The organism is Adhaeribacter swui (genome assembly GCF_014217805.1).
Lineage (GTDB): Bacteria > Bacteroidota > Bacteroidia > Cytophagales > Hymenobacteraceae > Adhaeribacter > Adhaeribacter swui.
The window spans coordinates 3,083,464-3,108,286 of sequence record NZ_CP055156.1; the positions used below are offsets into that span (position 1 = coordinate 3,083,464).

Annotated in this window: 20 protein-coding genes; 7 read left to right on the forward strand and 13 right to left on the reverse strand. The window is 45.1% G+C overall.

All coding sequences use genetic code 11. From position 1 onward, the window contains the following. Positions 1-51: 51 nt before the first annotated feature. The 3 genes from HUW51_RS13130 (at position 52) to HUW51_RS13140 (ending at position 2,713) form a co-directional block, all read left to right on the forward strand. Complete coding sequence (locus HUW51_RS13130; protein ID WP_185270097.1) at positions 52-681, forward strand: HAD family hydrolase; 630 nt, start codon at positions 52-54, stop codon at positions 679-681. Next, positions 671-1,816, forward strand: a complete 1,146-nt coding sequence (locus HUW51_RS13135; protein WP_185270098.1) for a site-2 protease family protein — start codon at positions 671-673, stop codon at positions 1,814-1,816. Before HUW51_RS13130 ends, HUW51_RS13135 begins: the two co-directional genes overlap by 11 nt. Before the next feature lie 108 nt (positions 1,817-1,924). After that, the gene (locus HUW51_RS13140) at positions 1,925-2,713 is read left to right on the forward strand and encodes a metallophosphoesterase (protein ID WP_185270099.1); all 789 of its coding nucleotides are present in this window, start codon (positions 1,925-1,927) and stop codon (positions 2,711-2,713) included. A gap of 97 nt (positions 2,714-2,810) precedes the next feature. On the opposite strand, the gene HUW51_RS13145 is transcribed toward HUW51_RS13140, so the two are convergent. The 5 genes from HUW51_RS13145 to HUW51_RS13165 form a co-directional block, all read right to left on the reverse strand. After that, entirely contained in the window at positions 2,811-3,215 is a 405-nt protein-coding gene (locus HUW51_RS13145; protein ID WP_185270100.1) for a hypothetical protein, read from the reverse strand. Positions 3,216-3,260: 45 nt separating this feature from the next. Continuing rightward, a complete protein-coding gene (locus tag HUW51_RS13150) occupies positions 3,261-4,070 on the reverse strand; it encodes an alpha/beta fold hydrolase (protein ID WP_185270101.1) in 810 nt (269 codons plus the stop codon). Between the two features lie 805 nt (positions 4,071-4,875). Beyond that, entirely contained in the window at positions 4,876-5,778 is a 903-nt protein-coding gene (locus HUW51_RS13155; RefSeq protein WP_185270102.1) for a cation diffusion facilitator family transporter, read from the reverse strand. Positions 5,779-5,982: 204 nt separating this feature from the next. Further along, positions 5,983-6,150 (reverse strand): cbb3-type cytochrome oxidase assembly protein CcoS, encoded by a 168-nt coding sequence (ccoS, locus tag HUW51_RS13160; RefSeq protein WP_185270103.1) that lies wholly within the window; start codon positions 6,148-6,150, stop codon positions 5,983-5,985. Positions 6,151-6,679: 529 nt separating this feature from the next. Then, positions 6,680-9,115, reverse strand: a complete 2,436-nt coding sequence (locus HUW51_RS13165) for a heavy metal translocating P-type ATPase (protein WP_185270104.1) — start codon at positions 9,113-9,115, stop codon at positions 6,680-6,682. A 230-nt stretch (positions 9,116-9,345) separates the two neighbouring features. On the opposite strand from HUW51_RS13165, the gene HUW51_RS13170 reads away from it, so the two are divergent. The 3 genes from HUW51_RS13170 to HUW51_RS13180 all read left to right on the forward strand — a co-directional run bounded on the left by HUW51_RS13170 (position 9,346) and on the right by HUW51_RS13180 (position 11,107). After that, positions 9,346-9,717 (forward strand): group III truncated hemoglobin, encoded by a 372-nt coding sequence (locus tag HUW51_RS13170; protein WP_185270105.1) that lies wholly within the window; start codon positions 9,346-9,348, stop codon positions 9,715-9,717. Between the two features lie 233 nt (positions 9,718-9,950). Next, positions 9,951-10,445 carry a hypothetical protein gene (locus HUW51_RS13175; RefSeq protein WP_185270106.1) on the forward strand — a complete coding sequence of 165 codons (495 nt, stop codon included), beginning with the start codon at positions 9,951-9,953 and terminating at the stop codon, positions 10,443-10,445. A gap of 245 nt (positions 10,446-10,690) precedes the next feature. Then, positions 10,691-11,107 carry a group III truncated hemoglobin gene (locus HUW51_RS13180; protein WP_185270107.1) on the forward strand — a complete coding sequence of 139 codons (417 nt, stop codon included), beginning with the start codon at positions 10,691-10,693 and terminating at the stop codon, positions 11,105-11,107. A gap of 628 nt (positions 11,108-11,735) precedes the next feature. On the opposite strand, the gene hemA is transcribed toward HUW51_RS13180, so the two are convergent. From hemA to HUW51_RS13215, 7 genes are all read right to left on the reverse strand, one after another. Beyond that, positions 11,736-12,998, reverse strand: a complete 1,263-nt coding sequence (hemA, locus tag HUW51_RS13185) for a glutamyl-tRNA reductase (RefSeq protein WP_185270108.1) — start codon at positions 12,996-12,998, stop codon at positions 11,736-11,738. Positions 12,999-13,255: 257 nt separating this feature from the next. Beyond that, a complete protein-coding gene (locus HUW51_RS13190) occupies positions 13,256-14,317 on the reverse strand; it encodes a response regulator (RefSeq protein WP_185270109.1) in 1,062 nt (353 codons plus the stop codon). After that, positions 14,314-15,546, reverse strand: a complete 1,233-nt coding sequence (locus HUW51_RS13195) for a hybrid sensor histidine kinase/response regulator (RefSeq protein ID WP_185270110.1) — start codon at positions 15,544-15,546, stop codon at positions 14,314-14,316. The genes HUW51_RS13190 and HUW51_RS13195 overlap by 4 nt, the downstream gene beginning before the upstream one ends. Before the next feature lie 678 nt (positions 15,547-16,224). Continuing rightward, a complete protein-coding gene (locus HUW51_RS13200; protein WP_185270111.1) occupies positions 16,225-16,677 on the reverse strand; it encodes a response regulator in 453 nt (150 codons plus the stop codon). A 10-nt stretch (positions 16,678-16,687) separates the two neighbouring features. Next, positions 16,688-18,211 (reverse strand): sensor histidine kinase, encoded by a 1,524-nt coding sequence (locus HUW51_RS13205; RefSeq protein WP_185270112.1) that lies wholly within the window; start codon positions 18,209-18,211, stop codon positions 16,688-16,690. A gap of 204 nt (positions 18,212-18,415) precedes the next feature. After that, positions 18,416-19,267: a universal stress protein gene (locus HUW51_RS13210; RefSeq protein WP_185270113.1), complete on the reverse strand. Its 852-nt coding sequence runs from the start codon at positions 19,265-19,267 to the stop codon at positions 18,416-18,418. Between the two features lie 1,105 nt (positions 19,268-20,372). Next, positions 20,373-22,574, reverse strand: coding sequence for a S9 family peptidase (locus HUW51_RS13215; RefSeq protein WP_185270114.1), 2,202 nt, complete (start codon positions 22,572-22,574; stop codon positions 20,373-20,375). Positions 22,575-22,743: 169 nt separating this feature from the next. Here HUW51_RS13215 and HUW51_RS13220 point away from each other — a divergent pair, with 169 nt between their 5' ends. Then, positions 22,744-23,838: an IS4 family transposase gene (locus HUW51_RS13220; RefSeq protein ID WP_185270115.1), complete on the forward strand. Its 1,095-nt coding sequence runs from the start codon at positions 22,744-22,746 to the stop codon at positions 23,836-23,838. 17 nt (positions 23,839-23,855) lie between these two features. Here HUW51_RS13220 and HUW51_RS13225 read toward each other — a convergent pair whose 3' ends face one another. Further along, a complete protein-coding gene (locus HUW51_RS13225; protein ID WP_185270116.1) occupies positions 23,856-24,512 on the reverse strand; it encodes a hypothetical protein in 657 nt (218 codons plus the stop codon). Positions 24,513-24,823: the final 311 nt, after the last annotated feature.

The window sequence follows — 24,823 nt, forward strand, 5'->3', positions numbered from 1 at the left end:
CAATTTTACATATTTGCAGCGCATTTTCCAAATAGTATTAAAAAAAATCCCGTGGATTTATCGCGCATAAAAAATATTATTTTCGACCTGGGTGGCGTTATCATCAACCTGGCTTTTCAAAATTCAGTAGAGGCTTTGCGCTTATTAAGCATAGAGCAACGCGCCATTGATTTTACGCCCAAGGTGCAATCCGAGTTTTTTGACTTATACGAAACCGGACAAATAACTTCCGAAGCATTCCGGCAAGGATTACGCGACACCTACGGCATTGTGGGCGAAGACCAGGCCCTGGACGAAGCCTGGAATGCCATGCTGCTGGATATTCCGGCCGAACGGATTGAGCTGCTGCAAAAACTAAGTACGAAATACCGGTTATTTTTACTCAGTAATACCAATGCCATTCATGCCGAGCGGTTTAACAAAACCGTACAGGAAGTTTCGGGTTTGCCTAGCCTCGATAGTTTATTTGAAAAAACGTATTACTCGCATTTGGTAGGTTTGCGCAAACCGCACGCCCCTGTATTTGAACGGATTTTAAAAGAAAACAACCTGGTGGCCGACGAAACTTTATTTATCGACGATAGTATTCAGCACATTGAAGGTGCCCAGAAGGTGGGCCTGCAAACGCTGCACCTGCAGCCACCGCTTACGATCAACGAATTTTTCCGGAATGCACGCTAGCCCAACTATCAGGGAATACCTGTTTCATTTTGTTTTATTTTGCTTTGCTTTAATTACCACTACCATTGCGGGGGCCGAATGGATGGCCGCTAAACCTTTGCTGGTAGTTACCACCGATTGGCAAGTTATTCGGCTACTCACCAAACCGCAGGTTTTAAGCGGTTTATATTACTCGCTGCCGTTTTTAGGCGTATTAACAGCCCACGAATTCGGGCATTATTTTGTGGCGCGTTATTACCGCATCCGGGTTACGCTGCCGTACTACATTCCGTTTTGGTTTCCGTTGCTGCCCACCATTGGCACCATGGGCGCCGTAATAAAAATCCGGGACCGTATTTTTTCAAAAAAAGAATATTTTGATGTGGGCATTGCCGGGCCATTGGCAGGTTTTGTGGTGGCTATTCCGTTGCTTTGGTACGGTTTTACGCATTTACCCGCTCCCGAACATATTTTTACCATTCACCCGGAGTACAAAAAACTGGGCCTCGACTACGCCAAAACTGCTTATGCCAATCCGGAGGGTTCTATGGCTTTAGGCAAGAACCTGTTATTTTTATTTTTTGAAAAATTTGTGGCGCCAGACCCGGCTTTAGTACCCAACCGCTACGAACTAATGCACTACCCGTTTTTGTTTGCGGGGTTTTTATCATTGTTTTTTACCGCCATGAACCTGCTGCCCATCGGGCAATTAGATGGCGGGCATATTTTGTACGGCTTAATTGGCTATCGTAATTTTAACCGGCTTTCGCCTGTATTTTTTGTGGGCTTTATTTTTTACGCGGGTTTAGGCATTATCGGCCCACATACCCCCCCCGATGAACGCTATTGGCAATATTTGTTGTACGCGGGTTATTTGTTCGTAGTCTTCGAAAAAGTATTGCCCAGCCCCCGCATGGCTCTGGGCTTAGCCGCAATTGTTTTTTGCATACACCTGGGCCTGGCTTATCTGATTCCGGGAATAAAAGGCTACCCGGGCTGGTTGGTATTTGGCTTGCTTTTGTCGCGTTTATTAGGCGTGTTTCACCCGCCGGCGCCCAACGAAGCGCCTCTTTCTACGGGCCGCAAAGTTCTGGGCTGGATTACCGTAGTTATTTTTATTCTTAGTTTTAGTCCGGCCCCGTTTTTATACGAGTAGGTTACCGGCTGCTTCCCGGTTCTGCTGGTGCTCCTTTATTAACTTTGTATTTCTAATTTAGTATAAGGGTTTGGTAGGTCGTGAATGGTTTAAAACAGATAAGGGGGCATGAAGCGGTTTGTAATGTCGGATAGTCACGGGGGATATAAGGCTATTTTGCAGTGCCTGGAGCGGTGCAAATTTAACCCGGCGCAAGATCAACTGTTTTTTATCGGCGATGTGGTAGATGGCTGGTCAGAAACCAAGGCAAGTATTGCTTATTTATTAACTATCCCGAACTTAGTTTATTTACTGGGCAACCACGATCAATGGGCAATTAAATACTACACCGGCGAATTTTACGAGACAGATTCGGAATACGAAACAGAGCTGGATGCCTGGCTTTTTCAAGGCGGACTTGCTACGTTAAAATCGTACGGGGTGCAAACCGACATGCCGCCCGAGCATTTGCAGTTTTTGTTAAAAGCCAAACCGTACCACATTACCCCGGACAATATTTTGCTGGTGCATGCCGGTTTTGATCCGGAAACTCCCATCCAGAATACCAATACCGAATACTTAATCTGGAACCGCAATTTTATTCAGAAACAATACGCCGCTTACCATAAAAACAAAAGCCAATTGTTCGCGAAAGAGCTAGCTCCGGTGCCTCATTACAAAGAAGTGTACGTGGGGCATACCCCAACCATCAGTTTAAATAAAAAACAAACTTTGCCTTTAGTAATGGGTAATTTAATTTTGATGGATACCGGAGCGGCTTTTACGGGTTGCCTTTCTGTAATGGATATGGATACCAAGGAAGTTTGGCAATCCGATAAATTAATGCAACTATACCCGGACGAACTGGGAAGGAACGGAGCGAGCTGGAATGGTTTAAAAGGCGGAGGGAGTTGGTAGGCGAGAAATTCTGATTTTTAAAAATTTTGCATTTACCCCGCCCGCTTGTCAGGTACCGGCAAGCACATACAGATGAAAGTTGATAGATACGGGAAGTTTAACTTAGCAACCAGGCTTCGGCTTCTACGTCGTTCTTAAAAGTTTCTATTTGCAGGTAATCCTGAGCCAGATCGTAAAATTTTTGAAAAGAACGCTGGCCGTAAATGCCCGGCGCTAATACATGCGCGAAATGAACTACGCCTAACATATTGGCCTCCAGCACCCATTTGCCCCCCATAAATAAAGCGCCGTCGTCCCAGGGGCCAATGAGTTCTTTGTTGCTGTTCAGAATAGCCGGACACGGATTTTGCCGCAGAATACTTAAAATTTGGTTGGCACCCAGCATAATGGTTTCGAGCGACTGAATACCAATCCAGTTAACATAAATAAAAGAATTAGCAGCTTTTCGTTCTGCTTCAAAAAACAGATCACCGTTGGCTTTTTTTAATTCTTTTTTATCCATGTAGTGGTATGGTACGCAGCGTAAAAAACGGGCTATACTTATTGTTTAAAGATTTACCGTATCATCGGCAAGAAAATTCTTAATGGCTTTAATGGTTTGGTCGGGGGCGCTTAGATTAGGGCAATGCCCCGTGGCATTTAAAGTTACCAGCGTGCTTCCGGAAAGATTGTCGTGCATATACTGGCCCACTTCTAAAGGGGCAATAACGTCTTCCTGGCATTGCAAAATCAAGGATTTTTTTAAAAGTTTTTTTAAATCGGCCCGGTTATCCGACCGGAAAGTAAGATGGGCAAAATTCCGGGCTATTTCCTGGTTGCTTTGGCAAAAGCTTTTTACCAGTTCTGCGCCTAGTTCCGGCCGATCGGCATTGCCCATAATCACGGGCGCTATGGCCGCCGCCCAGGTCAGGTAATTACTATCCAGCGAGTCCAGCAGGCCATTGATATCGGCTTCGGCAAAACCACCCGTATAACCCGGCTCGTTGATGTAGCACGGCGAAGGCGTAATTAAGATTAAATTCTGGAACAGATCCGGAGCCTTAATGGCGGCCAGTATGCCCAGCATGGCGCTTACCGAGTGGCCCACAAATACCACATCTTGCAGGTGCAGGGCAGCGCAAATCTCCAGTATATCGTCGGCGTAGGCCTGAAGCGACTGGTATCTGGCCGGCGTATACCCCGAAACATCGGACTGGCCAAACCCAACGTGATCAAAAAGAATAATCTGGTAATCGTTAATAAACGCCGGCGTAATGTACCGCCACATGTTTTGGTCGCAGCCGTAGCCATGCGCCAGGAGCATAGGCGTTTTGCCCTGACCAATTACTTTAACATTATTTCTTTTTAAAACATCCATCTACTTTTATACAATACAGGTAAAACGTACATTAATAACCGTATGCGGAAAATGCTTTTAAGCTTTTAGGTACAAAATCCGCGTTGCCCAACCTGGATTCCGGGGTTAAAATTTTTTGTTTTTTATTTTAAAATCAAGCGCAATAGCTGATTGCTTGGAATTTTATAATTTTAAAAGTTTTAAATGTAGTAATTAATCAAGCAAATTATTAAAGCTTTTATTTAAAACTTTCTAAAATTAATCCAGCATACTGGCCTTTAAGGTTGCCTTTGTTTGGGAAATCAGGAATTTAAAACAGCCTGCTTTTTTATAAAAAAGAACAGCCCCGGTAAAAGTTGCTGGGGCTGTTTTATAATTATAATAACGTGAGTTCGACATAAGCGATTCTTATTCAAGCAGCCGGCAGGAGTACTCCGAATAACAGTGAAACTATGATTTTGCAGTTTTTTGCTGTCTATCAGAGTCATCCCGAAGGGATCTAACCAGCAGGTAATGGATTAGATCCCTCCGGGATGACGGAAATAGAAGAAGAAGGCTTTCTTTTTATTTTTTCCATCCTTATGTCGAACTCACGTTATAATAAGTAAGTGATTGGCAAGTATAGCGCTAAAAATCAGAGAGATGTAAATTTTTAAAATATTTTAAAATCCGGAAGGAGAAGTTAGAAACTATTCTCCGGAATTTATTTTATGTCTACCGAAAAAAATTGTTTGTTTTAGCGATTGGGGGAGAAGCGTATTTTTTTCTGACGTCAGAATTTATTTTTTTAAAAATTTACTTTTTTAGCTGCCGCAAAAATAACGCATCAATCATCTATTTGGGGTTCGATGTATAGTTGGGTAATGTTGGGTAACTGACTTTGGATGGATTGGCGGATATCTTTGATGGCAACGGTAATTTCCCGGCTCAAAATATCTTCCTGAAAGGTAAGTGGTACTAACACAATGATTTCTTCGGGCCCCATGTGCATGGAAAGCGGTTTATCTACCCGCACTACTGCCGGATTTTCCAGGGCGAGTTGCACTACTTGCGCCAGTAAAGTTTCGTCGGCCGTTTCGCCCATCAGTAAACTGCGGCTTTCGCGAAGCAACAAAGCCGAAATGGTGGTAAGTATAAGGCCAATAATAATGGAAGCCATGGCATCGAAGTACGGGTTTTGGTAATAATGGCCCAAAAAAACGCCCAGGAAAGCTACGGTTAAACCTAGTAAATCGGCGGCATCTTCAAACAAAACCACGAAAGTTGATGGATCTTTACTCTGCCGCACGGCTCGCCAGAAAGGAGTGCCGGCACGTTGCCGGGTAAATTCGCGTTGCGCGGTAATGTACGAAGCGCCATCGAACAAAAAGGCAAAACCCAGTACAATGTAATTCCATTTGGGGTCTTCAATTAAATTGGGGTGTTGCAGGTGCGAAATACCTTCGTAAAAAGAAATGCCCCCACCAATACCAAAAATTAAAATAGAAACAATAAAGGCCCAGAAGTACAATTCTTTGCCGTAGCCGAACGGCCGGCGAGCATCGGCGGGTTTATTGCTCCGGTGAATACCATAGAGCAGCAGTACTTCGTTGGCGGTATCTACTACCGAATGAATGCCTTCCGAAATCATGGCAGAACTGCCCGTTACACCGGCCGCAATAAACTTCGTAATTGCAATTGCCAAATTAGCCGCTAGGGCACTATATAAAGGAACTTTAGAAGCCGCCATAATGCAGGAATAAGTTTTCGGTACGAATACCTACTGCATTTTACCTGAATGGTTGACGGGTTGGGTATTTTTTTATTACGGATTAATCTAAAATGCCCGTTTTAAAACAGCAATAACCAATAATGAAGTACCTGGAGTTGGCGTTTAGTAAGCCCGAGCCATAAATTTCAGCTGAACTTTTAAAAATTTCAAATTTGGTAAAAGTTAAGACGGGGTATTTTCCTTTACCTTAGTTTCTTCCTCAAATAAAATACGGACAGAAGGTGTATAATCGTCGTCGTACTGTCCGGACCGTACTGCCCAGATAAAAGAACCCAAAAACAATACCGCCACCGTTAAGCTAATCCCGATTAAAAGAAATATAATAGTCATGATTGAAAGAGATAAAAATTTAAAATTTTTAAAAAATCAGCCTGCGGGCTGATTCCAGTAAACCCAAAAGCTACTTCGTATTATTCATTTAAGAAATATGGTATGCCGTTTTTCTTCCTGTATGCTTCCAACAGCAAGCCGTCAGACTTGGAACATAGCTGGTTGGTGAAGACACCAACCAGGGCGATAATAGAACTAAACTAATTCCCACACAAGCTATGCAACAAACAACAGTAGCCAAGTGCAGTAAACTAACCTCATGTATGCTATGCAACAGAAAGCGTTAGCCAGGTGCAAGCATTGACGCTAAACTGTCCGAGCGTTCAGCGAGTTTTTAGCGTCTTGACTTTTTTGGTTCTTTTTGTGTCAAGACAAAAAGAACAAGACCTGAGCAATGAAACAACTTCACTAAACAACCAAAGCTAAAACAGAAGCTATGCGAACGAGAATTTGCAAGTCACGGAAGTAAATCCGCGCCATAGTAGAAGCCATAGTACAAAAAACAAAACAGCTAGTTACATCAAAAAAATTATTCAGAACCCCGGTTCAACCCCATCCGCCACGCCACTAACCTTACACCCAACACCGAACACAGAATCACACTCAACGAACTGATTGGCATAAGAATAGCCGACGCTACCGGCGAAAACTGACCCATGACGGCCAGCGACAAGCCAATAATATTGTACCCGAACGACACCCCAAAAGAACCCAGAATAACGTAAAGGCTGTAACGCGAAAATTTTAAAAATTTAGCCAGTTGCGTAAAACTACCGGCATCCAGAATGGCATCACAACCCGGCGAAAAGTTGTTGACGGAATTGGTTACCGATATACCGGCATCGCTCATTTTTAAAGCACCCGCATCGTTGAGGCCGTCGCCCACCATAATAACGCGGTGGCCTTGTTGTTTTAAACCTGCTACGTACGCCAGTTTATCTGCCGGCGATTGATTAAACCGGAGTTCGGCGGCTTTGCCAAAATACTGGTGCAGGTTTTCTTTTTCTGAGGCATTATCGCCGGATAATACCGCTAATTTTTTGCCTTGCTGTTGCAGTTCGGTGAGTAAAGGTTTCAGACCCTCGCGGTAATGGTTTTGGAAAGTAAAATAGCCGTATTGCTTTTGGCCTAACTGCACGTACACCCGGGTAGCCAACGTTTCGATGGTATGGGCGCTGGCAATGCCCGTAAACTCCGCCGAGCCAATGCGGATTAGCTCGCCAGCCACCAATCCTTGCACGCCTTTCCCGGATAATTCCTGAAATTGCGTAACCGCTTGTACCGGAGCAATTATCGATTGATACAAGCTTTGGCTGAGCGGGTGGGTAGAGTGCTGCAACACCGATTTAATTTTACTTTCATCTTCGGCACTCAACGCTGAACCCTGGTAGGTAATATCCGTCTGGGCGCTTTCGGTTAAGGTGCCGGTTTTGTCAAAAACAAGGGTGTCGGCTTTGGCTAAAGTTTCGGCTACGTCGCCGTTTTTTAAATAAAATTTATGTTTCCCGAATATTTTAAGCGTGTTGGATAAGGTAAACGGTGTACTCAACGACAAAGCACAAGGGCAGGCAATTACCAGCACCGAAGTAAAAGCTTTTATGGCCATGTCGGTGTCGCGCGGAACCCAGTACACCAGCGAGCCCAGGGCAATGAGTAAGGTAACTGTAATAAAGTAACTGCCTACCTTATCGGCGTAGGTGCCCACCCCAAAATAACTTTTTTCTTTCTCGAAAACGGTATTGTTCCACAATTGCGTGAGGTAGCTTTGCGATACATCTTTTACTACTTCCAGCTCAATGCTTTCGCCCATCTGGCGGCCTCCGGCGTATATAATTTCGCCGGCAACTTTAGGTACCGGCACCGATTCGCCGGAAACAAACGAATAATCTATAAAAGCTTCACCGCGCAGCAAAATTGCATCGGCCGGAATGAGTTCCTGGTTGCGGATGCGGATGCGCTGGGTGGGCACCAGTTCTTTCACAGCTATTACCCGTTCCTGGCCTTTTTCCAGCACGGTAACCGAAATAGGAAAATACGCTTTGTAATCGCGGTCGAAGGTTAACGCATAGTAAGTGGTTTGCTGCACGTATTTGCCAATCAGCATGAAAAACACCAAACCGGTAAACGAATCGAGGTAGCCGGGACCGGATCCGGTTAAAATATCGAACAAACTCAAGCCAAACAACGACAGTAGACCCAGACTAATGGGCGTATCCAGGTTAATGTGCCGTTGTTTTAACGATTGCCACGCCGAAGTAAAAAAGCCGCGGGCGCTGTACAAAAATACCGGCAAAGCCAGCGCAATGCTCAGGTAACCGAAAAAAGAGCCAAATTCTTGTTTAATCTCGTCGGTAAAGGCAAAATACTCCGGGAAACTCAGCAGCATGGTATTGCCGAAGCAAAAACCCGCCAGACCTAATTTTAAATTTATACCAAAGCTCCGCTTCGATTTCTCCTTCGTTAAATTCTCCAGATTAAGCGTAGGGCCGTAGCCGATTTTATGGAGCAGGGTAACCACAGCGCTTAGCTTGGTTTTTGACGGATGGTACGAAATGGTTACTTCTTTCCTCGGAAAGTTTACCCGTGACTCCAATATACCCTGGTCGAGTTTAAACAAATTTTCGAGCAGCCAGATGCAGGAACTGCAGTGCATATTAGGTATCCGGAATAAAACTTTATCCCGTGTTTCGCTCTGGAACTGGAGCAATTGATTTTTAAATTCCGGCTGATCGAGGTACGTAAACTGACCCGCTTGCACCTCTTCGGCTTTTTGGGTTAGGCCCGGTTTCTCAGTAGCATCGAGGTTATAATAGGTACATAAGTTGTTGGCATACAACAATTCGTACACCGATTTGCAACCAGTACAGCAAAAAACTTTTTCGTCGGCATAAATGGGCGTCCGGGTACAATCGTCGCCGCAGTGGTAACACTGTTCTTTTACCAGGGGATGTGCGGTTTCCAGCATGGTAGGTTCTTCTGTTAGTCTTTTACAAAATTATCTGCTGGCAGGAGCGTTACAGATGATAGAAGTCATGGGCCGCATTGATTTATCTCATGCGGATTAAAAAGCCAGGACTACATATTTGTGCCGGTCAATAAATCTACTAAGTCGGATTTAACCCGCAGGCAAGCTAAAAACTAAAAAAATGGCCGGGTTGCTGACCAATCTAACCAAACCTTATTAGTACTACTGTTATGAAAACTTTAAAAAACGATATAGTTACCACCCAAGATATTAACGAACTGGTAGAAGCCTTTTATCAGAAAATAAAAGCTCAGCCTTATTTGTGCGCTTTGTTCGATCAGCTAAGTCCTAGAGATTGGACCCAACACCTTTTTCAGATGAAAAACTTCTGGAATTCGGTGTTGCTCAAATCTGCTTCTTTTACCGGGCACCCGCTTATTTTGCACGCCTTTTTACCCGCCGAGCAAGCGCAGGTAAAAGAATGGATTTACCTGTTTCACGAAACCGTAGAAGAACATTTTACCGGACCTACCGCCAATGTAGCGCAATCCTTGGCCGATAAAATCCGGCGGATTTTTACCTATACCGCGCCCGAATTGTAGAATAGGCTTAAATTTCAGAGATAATGGAAGCGCAGCTTTCGGTTTAGTTATATAGCAATAAAAAAAGCTCGAACCAAATGTTTGACTTTCAGGAGGAAGCTATTTGGCTACGTACCTGAATAGTTTCCTCCTGAATAACCTCTGTGAAAATGTTAGGGATAAAAAAAGGTTTTTGCAGTGTTTGCAAAGGAATGTAAGCAGATCAATTTTTAAAAAAATAAATTTTTAAAGCCATGAATCGCACTTTACGGAATGATGTGGATCTTCGGTTTAACCAGTTAAGTTTGTTTGCCCTTTTACTGTGGGCCGGCATGGTAGCGGGTATTTCGTTTCTGGAAGCGCCGCTAAAGTTTACCGCGCCGCAAGTAACTCTGGCGATTGGTTTAGGTATTGGCCGTTTAGTGTTTAGCTGGCTGAATAAGGTGGAACTGGTTTTGGGAGCCTTAGTGGTATTTGGGTTGTTTTTTAATCGCCCACCATTCCGGATTTGGTTGCCGGTACTACTGTTGTTGGGTGTTTTAATGCTGCAAACCACCTGGCTTTTACCCGCTCTGGATGCGCGGGCGTTGCAGATAATGGCCGGTAGAATACCGCAACCAAGTTACTTTCACCTGGTGTACGTAACCCTCGAAATTTTTAAATTAGGACTGCTCCTCGGCGCAGCTTCGGCGGTTTACCATTACCAATTTGTACCTGCACCCGCCCGAAGACAAGCCGTAATGAACTAGGGTTTTTTGTAATTAGAAATTAGGCATTAATTTAACTTGGCAACTTCATGAAAATTTACCCATAAAATTAGTTTTGGAGACTGCTGAAAATGTGAATTTTTAAAAAATCCTGTTATAGAAGCATTTATAGCTGGATAAGTTTGTTAATCAATCAAGTAAGTCGAGAATTTAACTTTTATACAAAGGAAATAACAGGAACGGGAGTAAGGTCGTAATACCAAACCGTTTCGCAAATTTTAAAAATAATGCAAAAAGCTTTAGTTGATATTACTACCGAGGACGATATTAAAACCCTCGTCGATCGCTTTTACGAAAAGGTAAACCAGGATGCTATGCTGTCGCCTATCTTTAACGATTTTGCAAAAGTTGACTGGGAAAAACATTTACCCAAAATGTACCAGTTTTGGAGTTCTATTTTGTTAGGCACCTTTACCTACGCCGGACAACCTTTTCCGAAGCACGCTTTTTTGCCGGTAAACCCCACGCATTTTGCCCAGTGGCTGCACTTGTTTTACCAAACCGTAAACGAGAACTTCAGTGGCCCTATCGCCGACGAGGCCAAAATACGCGCCGCCAACATCGCCCGTATTTTCTCCAACAAAATCGAAATCATCCAAGGCCGTCAACCCGCCATCCCCACTGTTAAAAGCCAGGAAGATTAATTTATAATCACTGTATTTCTTAGTCTGCTAAACCTAATTTTATATATAATAAGCCTTAAAAATTTTAAGATAAAAATTAATTATAGGGCGGAAGTTACTTCCGTGCCTTTTTTTGCTTATAATTTTACTCGAGGAAAGTTGAAGTTTAAGTCTCGGAAGTAACTTCCGCGCCATAGCTCCTGTGCCATAATTCAAGATTGATAGCAAAATGAATAGCAGTAGCTAAACGCGATTGATACCAGTTTGGCTATTGAGCACCTGCTAGGGTTCTGGTTTTGCACAGCAAAATTCCGCAGCGGAGCGAGGAAAGGAAGCTTAGACCGTCCGAAAGAGCTAAACGAGGCCTGCCGGCCATGAGGCAAAACTTGAAATCTCAAACTAGATAGCACCAAAGCCTGGAGACTTGAAAAGGCTCCAAGTAAGTACAGTAAATTACTAAATTTTTAAAAATTTACTTTTTAGCAGCTTGCTTCAGCCGATGCAGGTTCCGGCTGAAAGCCGGAGTAAAGTCACAGACTTTACCATATTGGTAGGCACAAGTTAAAAAACTTGCGCCAGAGAATGAGCATAGAGATAGAAACAGGCTCTACAGAATGGCTGTGAATTGACAACGTTTTTTATTAAAAAACTACGCTTCTTGCTTCTCCAAACCAAACAACGCCGTCAAACCCGAAAGTAAAGCATCGGATTCTCCCCGCTGACAGGCTGCTTTTAATTCCAGAACCGGCAGTTTTACAATCTTATTCAGAATATTCTGAGTAATAGCCTCCACAAGTTGCTGTTCATCGGAATTCAGTTTTTTTACATACCGCGCGACTTCCTGCTGCCGGATTTGCTCTAGTTGGTTTTTAAACTGCTGAATAGCGGGAGAAATAGCGGTTTCGCGCCGCCAGTTTTTAAATTCCTGCTGGGCTTCGGCCACCATAGCTTGTACTTGGGGGATAGCTGCCAGTCGTTTGGTTAAAGCCTCGGTAGCCCGGTTATTAATCGTATCAATATTATAAACTTCTACGCCCGGTATAGTAGCTATCGTATCATCTACGCTACGTGGCATTGATAAATCGACGAAATACTTGTGCCGGATGGGACCCAGGCTGCCCACCTCTTTTTGGCTGATGTAAAAACAATCGCCCGGCACCGAGGAGATAACTACATCGGCAGTTGATATGGCCGCAGGTAGGTCTTCCCAGGCAACTGCCTCAAACTGGGTGCGCTCGGCTAGTTCTATGGCCTTTTGTGGCGTGCGGTTGGCGATCACCAGGTTATTGATTTTAGATTTTTTAAAATTGAGGCACACATTGGCTCCCATTTCGCCGAGCCCAATCAGAAGTACCCGCGGATTTTTGATAAACTGGGTAATTTCTTCTACCAATTCCACGGTAGCGTACGCTACCGAAGCTGCTCCATCGCGAAAAGTTGTTTCGTTGGTTACTCGTTTATTCGTGAAGAAAATGGTGTGCAGCAAGCGGTGCAAAAATGGACCAGCCATTTCGGCGTCGGCGGACCATTGATACGCATTTTTTACCTGGTTTAAAATCTGGAAATCGCCGATTACCTGCGATTCTAAGCCTAAAGCTACGTGAAACAAGTGCTGTATGGCTTGGTCTGGTTCTGGTAACCGGGTAAAATAAGGCTCGATTTCTTTGGCGGCAATAAATCCTTTCTCGATGGCGAGCAGTTTAATAATATCCTGGGCTACCTCCTGATCGGCCGTATAATACACCTCCGTGCGGTTGCAGGTAGAAAGCACCAAGGCTTCGGAAACCGGTGTGTATTCTTTTATTTTCTGCAGTAGATTTTTACAAGCCATCTCGTTTAAAGCCACCATCTCCCGGATGGCAATGGGTGCATTTTTGTAGGATAAAGAAATGGCTCGAAACTGGTTTGGCATAGCGGTAAGTTTACTATGCAAAATTCCGGAATAGTTGCGGCTCTCAATATGACAAAAATCATCCTTTCCGGAGATTGTTATCACCCAGATAGAAGCCACATTGCTGGTAGTGAAGACACCACCAAAAGCGCCTGAATAATTAATTCCGTCGTATTCTGAAATTTTAAAAATTTAAATTACGAAAATGCTTCACCGTTATGGTATCCAGTAGCTAAAGTCTAGTGTCTAAAGTCTAGCGTCTAGCATCTCGTAACTACTTAATTACGCATGCGGGCCAGCTTATCGGAGTTTACAATGGTAATTTTGCCGCCGTTAATGTCAATCAGTTTTTCGTCTTTAAAATCCGACAAGGTGCGGATCACGGTTTCTTTGGAGGCACCCACAATATTGGCCAGATCTTCGCGCGACATGGTTACCTGGTAGTTTTTGCCTTTGTCTTTTTGGTATTGTTTCTCGACCAGCAATAAGGCTTCGGCTACCCGCTTGCGCACGGAGTTATAGGCCAGCTTCAGTAAACGTTCTTCGCGGTCGGCCAGGTTATCCGATAAAATTTTTATGAATTTATTCGCTACATCGCGGTTGTGGTACAACAACGAAAAAAACTCTTCTTTGTGAATCAAACAAACCTCCGCATCTTCCAGGGCCTCTGCCGATTCGCGGTAGGTTTTATCTTCGAGTAAATCCAGGTAACCGATAAAATCGCCTTCTTTGTACAGGTTGGTGATGTACTCGCGGCCTTCTTCGTTGGTTTTGTAGGTCTTTATTTTACCTTTATTTAAAAAATACAAAGCCTGCGGGTACTGGCCTTCAGTAAACAATTGCTGTTTTTTCTGGTAATGGGTAAGCTTGCGCTCGTTGGCGATTAAGTTATTGAGCTCCTGCAAACCTTTTGCTTCCTGAATAAAATCCTGCAAGCCTTCAGCGTTTTTCTGGAATTCGGCTTTTACAATGCTATTCTTTTTCAGGCGCATTTCCACGGCGTCCAGCAGCTCTAAATCGTCGAAAGGTTTGATTAAGTAATCATCGGCGCCTAAATTCATGCCTTTCCGGAAATCTTCTTTCTCGGATTTGGCCGTTAAAAATATAAACGGAATGCCCGAGGTGGCCGGGTTTTTACTTAACAGGTGCAGTACGCCGTAGCCATCCAGTTGCGGCATCATGATATCGCAAATAATTAAATCGGGTTTTTCGGTTTGGGCCAGCACTACGCCGGCCTTGCCGTGCTCGGCTTGTACTACTTCATAATCGGCCAGCGCTAAAATTTCGGCTATGTTTTCCCGGATCTCCGGATTGTCTTCTATCAGTAAAATTTTCTTCATCGTGTTGTGTTTCTCCCAAATTGAACGGTAAATGTGGTGCCCACTTGCAAAATACTTTCGTAGGTCAAAGTGCCTTGCATGATGTCTACGTAGCGTTTTACGATATTCAACCCTAAACCGGTACCCTCGTAATTGGTAGCGTTCTGCGCCCGGAAAAACGGCGTAAATAAATGCGTTTGATCTGCTTCCGGAATACCAATGCCTTCGTCCTGCACCCGCAAAATAATAGTTTCCGGAGTTATAGTGGTAGTTAAATAAATGTTTTTGCCTTCGGCGGAATATTTGCTGGCGTTGGAGAGCAGGTTGAGCAATATGTTTTTGAGTAATTGCTTGTCCAGCGTTACCTGGTCGGGCTGGCCCTGGTGCTGAAAGTGGATTTGCTGGCCCACCTTCAGGTATCCTTGCATTTCTTCTACAATGCCGGCGGCAAAAGGCTCTAAAGCAAAACTGGTAGGTACGTTGTAAATCTTGCCTTCTTCGATGCGGCTCAGCGACAGGAAATCGTTTAAAATACCCGTTAAATTACTGACCGCTGATTTGATCCGGTTCACGTGTTTCTGGCGTTTCTCATCGTCTTCGGTAAGTTTGTATTTACCAATCAGCGAGGCCGATGATAACACGGTACTCAGTGGCGTGCGGAACTCGTGGGAGGCAATGGTAACGAACCGGGATTTGAGTTCGTTGAGTTCTTTTTCTTTTTGCAGCGCTTTTTTAATTTCCTGCTGGGCCTCAAATAAGCTTTTGTTGGTTTCTTCCAGTTTGATCACGGCCTCGGCCAGTTCCTGGGTGCGCACCATTACCCGTTGCTCTAGTTCGGTATTTAGCTTTTGAATTTCGGCCAAATTTTTAGCGTGCTCCAGGCTGTACCGTACGGAGCGTTCCAGGTCGAAAGGAGTGAAGGTGCCTTTTACCAGATAATCCGAAGCGCCAATGTGCATGGCTTTTTCGTCGGTTTCGCGGTTGCTCTGGCCAGTTAGTAAAATAAATGGAGCCAGACTCCCGCTTTGTATCGCCATGGCAATTAACTCTAATCCGTCGTGGGCTCCGAGGCGGTAGTCTACTAGATATACTTGGTGTTTTTGCTCTTGAATCAACGTTAACGCTTCAGTAAAAGAAGCGGTCCAGTCGAGGTGGTAGGGGTTGCCGGGAATATCGTTTATGATATCCTGGGTGATGATAAAGTCGTCTTCATCGTCGTCTACCAGTAATATTTTTATTTTTTCAGACATCTGTTAAGGTAAAACTGAAAAATTACTATTCGCTTAATTTGCGTGGATTTACTTCCGTGCCTTTCGAATCAAGTTAACTTAAAAAGTTCTCGTTTGCATAGCTACGATTTTAGTTGTAATATCTAAGTGGAGTTGTTTCATTGCTGAAGTTCTGTTCTTTTTGTCTTGACACAAAAAGAACCAAAAAAGTCAAGACGCTAAAAACTCGCTGACCGCTCAAACAGTTTAGCGTCACTTTCTGCACCTGGAACGGCTACTTGTTGCATAGTATAATTTCAGAATTTAAAATTTTTAAAAATTTCTTTGTGTTAATTTATGCTGGCGCGAGCGTCTCGCTCGTGTCTACTATCTGCTAGGCCTCTGGCCGGGCAAACCAATCAACTTTTCCTTAAAAGCTAATCAGCAACAAATTCCAACCGGCCAGAGGCCGGACGATAATCATCACGAGCGTGGACGCTCGCGAGAGTTCGAAACAGGTTAAGAATATAAAGTCCATCTTTGGAGGGGGGAGGATCAATCTCCCCCGAAAATATTATGGTCATTGGTACTTGGTAAATGGTAATTGGAAAAAGCTCCCCGCCTTGGATAAGGAGGGGTTGGGGGTGGTTGATTTTTTTAATGCACCATCTTCATTAACTTATAACCAAAAACCATCAACGAATAACCAACAACCAGCAACTACTTAATCACCGGCAGCTCCACGATATCAAACCAGTATTGCGTCAGCTTTTTCATAGTATCTACCAGGGAGTTAAACGTGACAGGTTTGGTGATGAAAGAACTGACGCCTAAATCGTAAGTGTTCAGGATGTCTTCTTCGGCTTTCGAAGTGGTTAATACCACCACCGGGATGCAGCGCAAATGGGCATCTTCTTTTATTTCTTTTAAAGCTTCGCGACCGTCTTTTTTGGGCATGTTTAAGTCCAGTAAAATCAAGCCGGGCGTGGTATACTGGTCTTTGTCGGTGTATTTGCCGCGGTTATGCAGGTAGTCCATTAATTCTTCGCCATTTTCTACGAACTGCATGGTGTTCTTCAACCGGTTTTCTTCTAAGGCTTCTTTCAGCAACATCCGGTCTTCGGCATCATCGTCGGCAATTAAAATAACAATACTTTTTTTGCGGGCGCTCATCGTCTAATTTTTATTCCTGAGGTTGTTTAGTGGCTAGAGTAATAATAAAACGGGTGCCAACCCCCACCTGGCTGCGGGCGGTAATGTCGCCGCCGTGCCGGATGGCAATTTTACGGCAAATGGCTAAACCAATGCCGGAACCTTCGTATTTCTGGCCTTCCAGGCGCTGAAAAATATTAAAAATCCGGTCGAGGTACTTTTCGTCGAACCCAATGCCGTTGTCTTCAATCGAAATTTCTACTTGTTCGTCGCCGGGCGTAGCGGTTAAATGGGCCTGCCGTTGCAACGAGCGCCAATATATTTTTACCACCGGCTGCGTGTTCTCTTTCCGGAATTTAATGGCGTTGCTGATTAAATTTTGAAACAATTGCCGCATTTGCGTGGGTTCAGCTTCAATTTCGGGTAACGCGGTTCTTTGAATGTCGGTGTTTGTTTGCTCAATCGTTATTTCTAAATCCGACAGTACTTCGGTTACAATTTTATCCAGACTTACCCGCACAAAAGGTTTGCTTTTGGTGGTAACCCGCGAAAAAGCCAGCAAATCGTTAATTAAGTTTTGCATGCGCGAGGCGGCATTGAGCATGCGTTCCAGGTAATCTTTGCCCTGGTCGCTGAGGTTGGCGTGCTCGCGAGTAAGCAAGCGGTCGCCGAAGGCCTGAATTTTACGCAAAGGTTCCTGCAAGTCGTGAGACGAAACGTAGGCAAAATCCTGGAGTTCCAGGTTGCTGCGCTCCAGCTCGGCGGCGTACCGGCGCAGTTTTTCTTCGTTGAGTTTTTGCTGGGTAATGTCGTGAATAAAGCCGGTGTATACTTTGCGGTCGGCTAGTTCTACTTCGCTGATGCTTAAGTAAAAAGGAAAGGTGGTGCCGTCTTTGCGTAAACCGGTTACTTCGCGACCAATCCCAATGATTTTTTTGCGGCCGGTTGTGTGGTAATTGTGCATGTAGCCGTCGTGGCGGGAATGGTCGGGTTCCGGCATGAGCACGTTAATGCTTTTCCCCAGCAACTCCTGGGCTTCGTAGCCAAACAAGCGGGCCGCCGAAGGGTTTACCATTTCGATCATGCCCCGGATATCAATGGTGATAATGCCATCTACCGCCGCCTGAATTATAGAGGTGATTTTGTTTTCGCTTTCGCGCAGGGCAGCTTCGGCTTTTTTTAAATTACTGATGTCGTGAATAATGCCCGTAAAAATTTGCTTATCCTGGAGGTTTACTTCACTGATGCTGAGTAAAAACGGAAACACGGTGCCGTCTTTGCGGCGGCCCAGTACTTCGCGGCCTTTTCCTATTATTTGAGCTATTCCGGTGTGGTGGTAGTTTTCAAGGTAACTATCGTGCTGGCTGCGGTCGGGTTCCGGCATCAGCATTTTTACATTTTGCCCGATTATTTCGGATGGTTCGTACCCAAAAATACGCGCTGCCGCCGGGTTTACAGTTTCTATGATGCCGCGGCGGTCGATGGTAATAATGCCATCGATGGCCGTGTTGATAATAGCTTGCAACCGCGTTTTATCATCTATGTTTTGCTCCAAAGTTCAGGTTTTTAGCAAGAGTTCTTATGTACAAAGATAAACACCTTGCTTTTACGTTTTCAATAAAAAGGTGGTAGTAAAAAGCCTTTATTGGCTTTAAAATTTAAAAATTAGCCACCTGTTAGTGATCGTTACTTAATTAATATGGGTTAAAAGTACCAGCACTTCTCCGAAAGGATAACTTAAGAGATTACTCCGGCCATGCTAGGCGGGGTTAGTTACGGGTATCCGATACGGTTTTGCCGGCAGGCTTAGTAGCGGCAAGGAAGTTTGATGCAATAATTGTTTGGTAAGACTTTTATGAAATAATTTTTCCAGAAAAGGACGTTCCTGCATAGCCACGGCTAAAACATCGGCCTGCGTTTCCTGTATAAATTCCTGAATACCTGCTTTAATGTTGTTTTGTTTTTTCTGTGCCACGCAAAAAGCATTTGTCGGGAATTGTTTTTGAATTTCTTTAATTATTTGCGCATCATCTACCAGATCTAACTGGCGCTCTGATTTAATGTTTACGATAGATACTTGCGCTTGAAAAGTTGCGGCTACCCCAAATAGTTGTTGCAGGTAATTTTTTTCGGTGTTTTCGAAGCTGGAGGCATAGGCAATGTTTTTAATGCCCTTATAAGTTACTCCCATGGGGATTGCTAAAACCGGGCAGTGCGCTTCCTGCATAAACCCGAAGGTATTGGTGCCAATTAAATTGGTGACAAAATCGCCGGCATCTTTAGTGCCCATTATAACTAAATCTACCTGGTTAACTTTCACCAGCTCGTTCAGGTCCGTGAACAGGTAACCGTGCTGGCAAATGGTAGTAATGTTGATCCCTGGGTATTGTTTTTTTAAATTTTCGGAAATTTGGTTTAACTCAGCGGTATAATCTTCCGGCAGGTTCCAGTCTACGGGCATGGTGAGGTTGCCATCCAGGGGCGTTATGGGCCGGGCAATGACGTGCGCCAAAATTATTTTTCCGGCGAGTTCCTGCGCTAAACCAGCAGCGTATTGTAAAGCGTGTTGGGCGTTTTCAGAAAAGTCGGTTGGTACCAGAATTGTTTTCATCGCTTTATCAGTTAAGTGAATTTTTAAAATTTTAAAAAAACTGGAAAGCTGTAACTGCTTTTACCGGTTAGTTACAAAACTAAATTCGGCGGTATGTTTTATATATGATACGAATCTTTTGGGAACATGATTTTTATCATGTTTTTGTTTCGGATAGTTTTATGTAGTTGGCGGGTTGTTGTTTGGAGCCTTTTCAGGGCTCCAGGCTCAGGTGCTATCTAGTTTGAGATTTCAAGTTTTGCCTCATGGCCGGCGGGCCTCATTTGGCTCTCTCGCACTTGCTAGCCTTCCTTTCCTCGCTCCGCTGCGGAATTTTGCTGCGCAAAACCAGAACCCTAGCAGGTGCTCAATAGCCAAACTGGTGTCTTTGCGCTTAGCATTGGAAATTCTACCATTTTACTAACTTATTTTTCTAGAACATCGTGTCTTTTCGAGTCTGACGAGAAATCCAAAGCATACTGCCTTGATTTATCGGGCCTATAAAATGGTATGTATTAGGTGTTTCGACAGGCTCAACAGGACTTTTTAATTATTGAGCAATAGGTTGGTCCAATCGTAAACATTAAAAACTTCAGTCATAAATCTTAACAGATTATTAATCTAAACTATTGTGCGCCCTAAAAACGGTAACTAAGCGCCACTGACACCAGTTTGGCTGTTGAGCACCTGCTAGGGTTCTGGTTTTGCGCAGCAAAATTCCGCAGACGGAGTCGAGGAAAGGAAGGCTAGCAAGTGCGAGAGAGCCAAACGAGGCCCGCCGGCCACGAGGCAAAACTTGAAATCTCAAACTAGATAGCACCTGAGCCTGGAGCCCTGAAAAGGCTCCAAAGAATAACGTTTAACAAGTTTATGCTTATAAATAAAAGAAGATAATATCTCATCAAGAGAAATAGCTCTTACAGGAAATGGTAAGGCAAATTGAAAAATCAATAACTAGATAAATTTTATTCTGTTGCCTGTAACCTGCTAGAAAGTAGCTCCGTATAAACATAGTGTAAACGAACTAAGGTAGAAATGCTTTAGTAAAAAGAAAAGCCAGACTTAAAACGCCTGGCTTTTTTGTTTCTATCTCCGACAAATCAAAATTTTTAAATTTTTCTCTTTTTTACCTTCCCCCCGGCGGACAATGTTGTTTTAAATAATTGGTGTACAACGTAGATAAATGTTCCTGGGTGCCGATACCTTCCGAAATGCTGTGCGAGCGGTTGGGGTAGGGCATCACCTGAAATTGCTTGTTGTGTTTAATCAGCTCGTTAATCAGTTGCTCGGCGTTGTTGTAATGCACGTTGTCGTCACCGGTACCGTGGATGTAAAGTAAATTGCCGCGCAGGTTTTTGGCGTAAGTTATGGGGGAGCCTTTTACAAAATCTTCTTTGTTTTCCTGGGGCAAGCCCATGTAACGTTCCTGGTAAATATTGTCGTAGGTAAGCTGGTTACCCACGGCGGCTACTGCTATGCCGGTTTTATAAATCTGCGGGTACTGGAATAACAAGTTTAACGTAGCCGAGCCACCGCCGCTCCAACCCCAAACCGCCACCCGCGAGGTATCCACAAACGGCATTTTCAAAATTTCTTTTGCCGCCAGGGCTTGGTCTTTAATGTTGATTAAGCCAATTTTGCGGTAAACGCTTTTGCGCCATTCCCGGCCTTTGGGCACCGGTGTACCGCGGTTATCCATACCTACATACACGTAGCCGTCCTGGGCCATATTGCCACGGTACAAACGGTTGCTGCCAATGCCGTACTCGTCTTTCACAATCTGGCCCCAAGGTTCGGTGTACACGTAAAATATTACCGGGTATTTTTTAGTTTTATCCAGATTAGCGGGTTTAAGCATCCAGGCATCCATTTCTACGCCTTCGCTGGTTTTAATTTTTAAAAATTCCAGGTTGGTTTTTGCTTTGTCAGCTTTGGCCAAGGCATCGGCTACGGCGCTGGTTTTATCCAGCGGTTTATGGTCGGGCAGGCTTACCCATTCGGTAGCCAAAGGCGTGTAGTAGTTGCTAAGCTGGTGCCGGGCAAATTGGGCGTTGGGTGATAACACGTAGTCGTGCGTACCGGGTTGGGTAGCGGGCGAGAGGCGTTGGGCCTGGCCTTTACCGTTCAGGCGGGTACGGTACAAATACGCTTGCGTGGCATTTTCGGGCGAAGCCATAAAATACACCATTCCCTCGGGCTCCGCTATTTTTACAATTTCCATAACGTCGTAATTGCCCCGGGTAACCAGGGTTTCTTTTTTACCATCGCGACTGATCCGGTACAAGTGGCGCCAGCCGTCTTTCTCGCTGGCCCACAAAAACTCCTGGCCTTTACTGAGCCAATCCCAACCGCCGGTGGCGTATTTCTGATCCCAGGAAGGTAAAATATCAATCCAGGCGGCATCGTGTTCCTCGTAAATTGGAGTAACCTTGCCGGTGCCAGCCTGACCAATAAACAAACGACTGGTGTTTTGTTTGCGATTGAGTTGCTGCAAAATAACCTCGTTCGGGTTAGCGGTCCATTCCAGGCGCGGCACGTAATGCTGGCGCGGGTCGCCGGGGATTTGCAGCCAGGTGGTTTTGGACGAGGCTACGTCTACAATCCCAATTTTGTAAGGGGACGGCGCTTCGCCGGCAACGGGGTATTCCACGGGCTGGATCTGGGAGTACACCGAATCCGTGAGGTTGAACATAAAGTAATCTTTTACCTGGTTGGCATCGATTTGCCAGTAAGCAATCTTTTTCCCATCGGGACTCCACCGGAAACCATTGCGGCAGAAAAACTCTTCTTCGTAGGCCCAATCAAAAGTACCGTTAATCAACTTACGGGTGCCATCGGTAGTAAGAGCCTTGGTAGTTTTGGCGGATAAATCTTCCACGTAGATGTTGTGCTGACTCACGTAGGCTACTAGGTTGCCATCAGGCGAAAACTGCGCGAACATTAAACTGGCCGTTGGCTGGTTTTTACCTACTTGCGCTAAGCTTTGGTTTTTTAAATCATACACCCAGTAATCGCCCCGGGTATGTGCCCGCCACACTTTGCGGGTATTGGTAAAAAGCAAAATCTTCTGCTCATCCGGCGAAAAAGAAAAGCTGCGGAAAGCCAGGGGAGTAGTTTGGCCCGTCGGGATTAACTTTTCTTTTGCTAGCATTACCTGTTTTTCGCGCGCCGGCAACGTAAATTTTACCAGATTCCCTTCTTCCTGCTGCACAAAAGCGTTCCCGGATTTCAACCAGATTAGAGCTCCGCTGTTTTGCGCTAAAGCCGGATTTATTTGGCAAGTGATAGCCAGTAGAACAAGCCAAAATTTTAAAAATTTAAAATTCATGAAGTAAAATTAAGAATGATGTATTTAGTGGCAAGTAATAGTATTATGGGCTAAGTTTAAGACTTTACCCTGGTTTTTTCAGTAGTGGGGACACTAAATCCAGCAGAAATTTAAAAATTTAAACTTATTCCTGTTGGTTCTCCGCTGGCGCGAGCGTCTTCGCCTTATCTTGTTCCATAAAAAACGTAGAAACAAAGAAAGCAGAAAGAAAGCTAGAAATATGGAAGAGAGTTGGGGTAGCAGAGAGTTCCAAGATTGTGCCGTGGAAGATAGAAGAGAAGCCCACAGCCTGTCTTTGTTAGCCGATCGGTTGCTAGCGCATCCCGAGCTGGCTTTTAGCAGTGCGGCCGGTAGTAATTTGCGCCGGGCCGCCTGGCGCATCTTCTCCAAAGAGGAGGTAGACCTCAGTTGTGGCCATTACCGGCAAACGGCGCAACGCTGTGCCCAGCAGCAGGTGGTGCTGGTTTCCGACAGCGAGTCGGACTTCTACGAGTATCTATCCGCCCCCCGGTCGGCCAACGTGGAGTTGCTGTATCGGGTGCACCACCTGCAGCGGTATGTTTATTACCAAGCAGAGCGCCTGCCACTGGGGCAGGTAAGTTGTCGTAATGCGGTTAGCCGGTCTGTTTTGTTACCTGCAACCAAGCAGCGGCAGGAGCGCACTGCCCAGTTGCAGGTGAGTTGGGGCGAGTTGGTTTGCCCGCCCTCCTGGGATAAAAAAGGAGCAGCAATAGTGCTGTGGCTAGTGAAGGCGATCGAAGTAGCCCCGCCACCGGGAGAGGAGCCGGTGGCCTGGTATCTGCTCACCACCAGTAACGTAGGGGATGAAGCCACGGCGCTACTATTGCTCGACTACTACCGCAAACGGTGGATTATTGAGCGCTGGCACTTGGTTTTAAAGGACGGACTACAGGTGGAGCGGCTGCAGTTTAACACCTTTCAACGCCTGTCCCAGGCTATTGCCCTGCTCTCGATTGTTGCCTGGCAGTTGCTGTGGCTCAAGCAACTGGCGGGGCAAAGCCCGGACATGAAGGCCGAGCAAGTCTTTGAGCCCTTGCAAGTGGAGCTATTGGAAAAGCAAACAGCCCAAAAGAAACTTTCCGTGAAGGTAGCTCTGATCACCATTGCGGCTCTGGCGGGGTTTACTCCCTCTAAAAAGCAGCCATTACCCGGAGAAAAAACCATCTGGAGAGCTTGGCATATTTTCACCAGCATGTGTCACGGGTATAAACTCGCTCAACAGAAAACTTATGGTACAGGATAAGGTTTGCAGCTCGTACCCTATTTGCCCCGATAACCAAAACCGAACAAAGTATGCAGGGCAATGTTGGGCACTGTAGCGGTGCCGCCATCCAGCAAAGGCATGCGGGCCCAGGCGGCAGTGAGTTTTACTTCGGGCCGGAAGAACCAATGCTCGGCTACGCTTAAAGGCGGACCAACTGCCGCTTGCACGCATATACCAGAAATATGATAACCGCCACCCAAAAAGCTTTTAACCGGGTTAATGGCCTGGCCGCGGATGCGTCCTTCGGGGTGCCCAATCACTAGGCCCAAACCTACCCGAAATATACTGGGTGAGTTTCTAAAAGGTAAAGTGTGGCTAATTATGGCTAGATTGTAGCCGTGCGATACTTCAAAATGCTGGATGTCGGGGGTGGGATTTTGCAGATACACTTTGTGGTGCACCAGTTCGGCGCTCCATTTTTGGTAACCTACCCGGTAGGCATAATACGGCGAGCCGTGCCAGGGGCGGGTATGGTAGCGGGCCCGCAACCGGATCGCGTCCTGGCCGGGTTGTTCGATGCGCAACGGGGTAGGCAAGCTCCAGGAAGTACCGGCAAACACCTCGGCGGTTAAGCCTTGCCCAATAGCTGAAACACGACTAATTGCTACCAGCAGGAAAGCAAATAAGAAGCGATAACTTACCTTAAGTTTCACGTTTGCCCGATGTAACGATGGATTTATTGTAACTCATCTAAGAATTTAACGGACGAATGCTCCGGGAGTTGAGGCGGTAAATACGGGTTTAATCCGGGTAAATAGCGGGATGTACCTTATTGGGCGAAGGGGAACTTGATTGAAAAAACAGGATTAAATCCTTTTAATTTCCGTTTCGGGCTAAGCTAAAAGGGCATTCTACTGCAAAATTCGATAGCCTTTCAGGCAGATCCATTGCAAAAAAGATAGAAGCATTTTGGTAATGGCAAATTTGTATTTAGTAAATATATTTTTGTATTATCATTTATAAT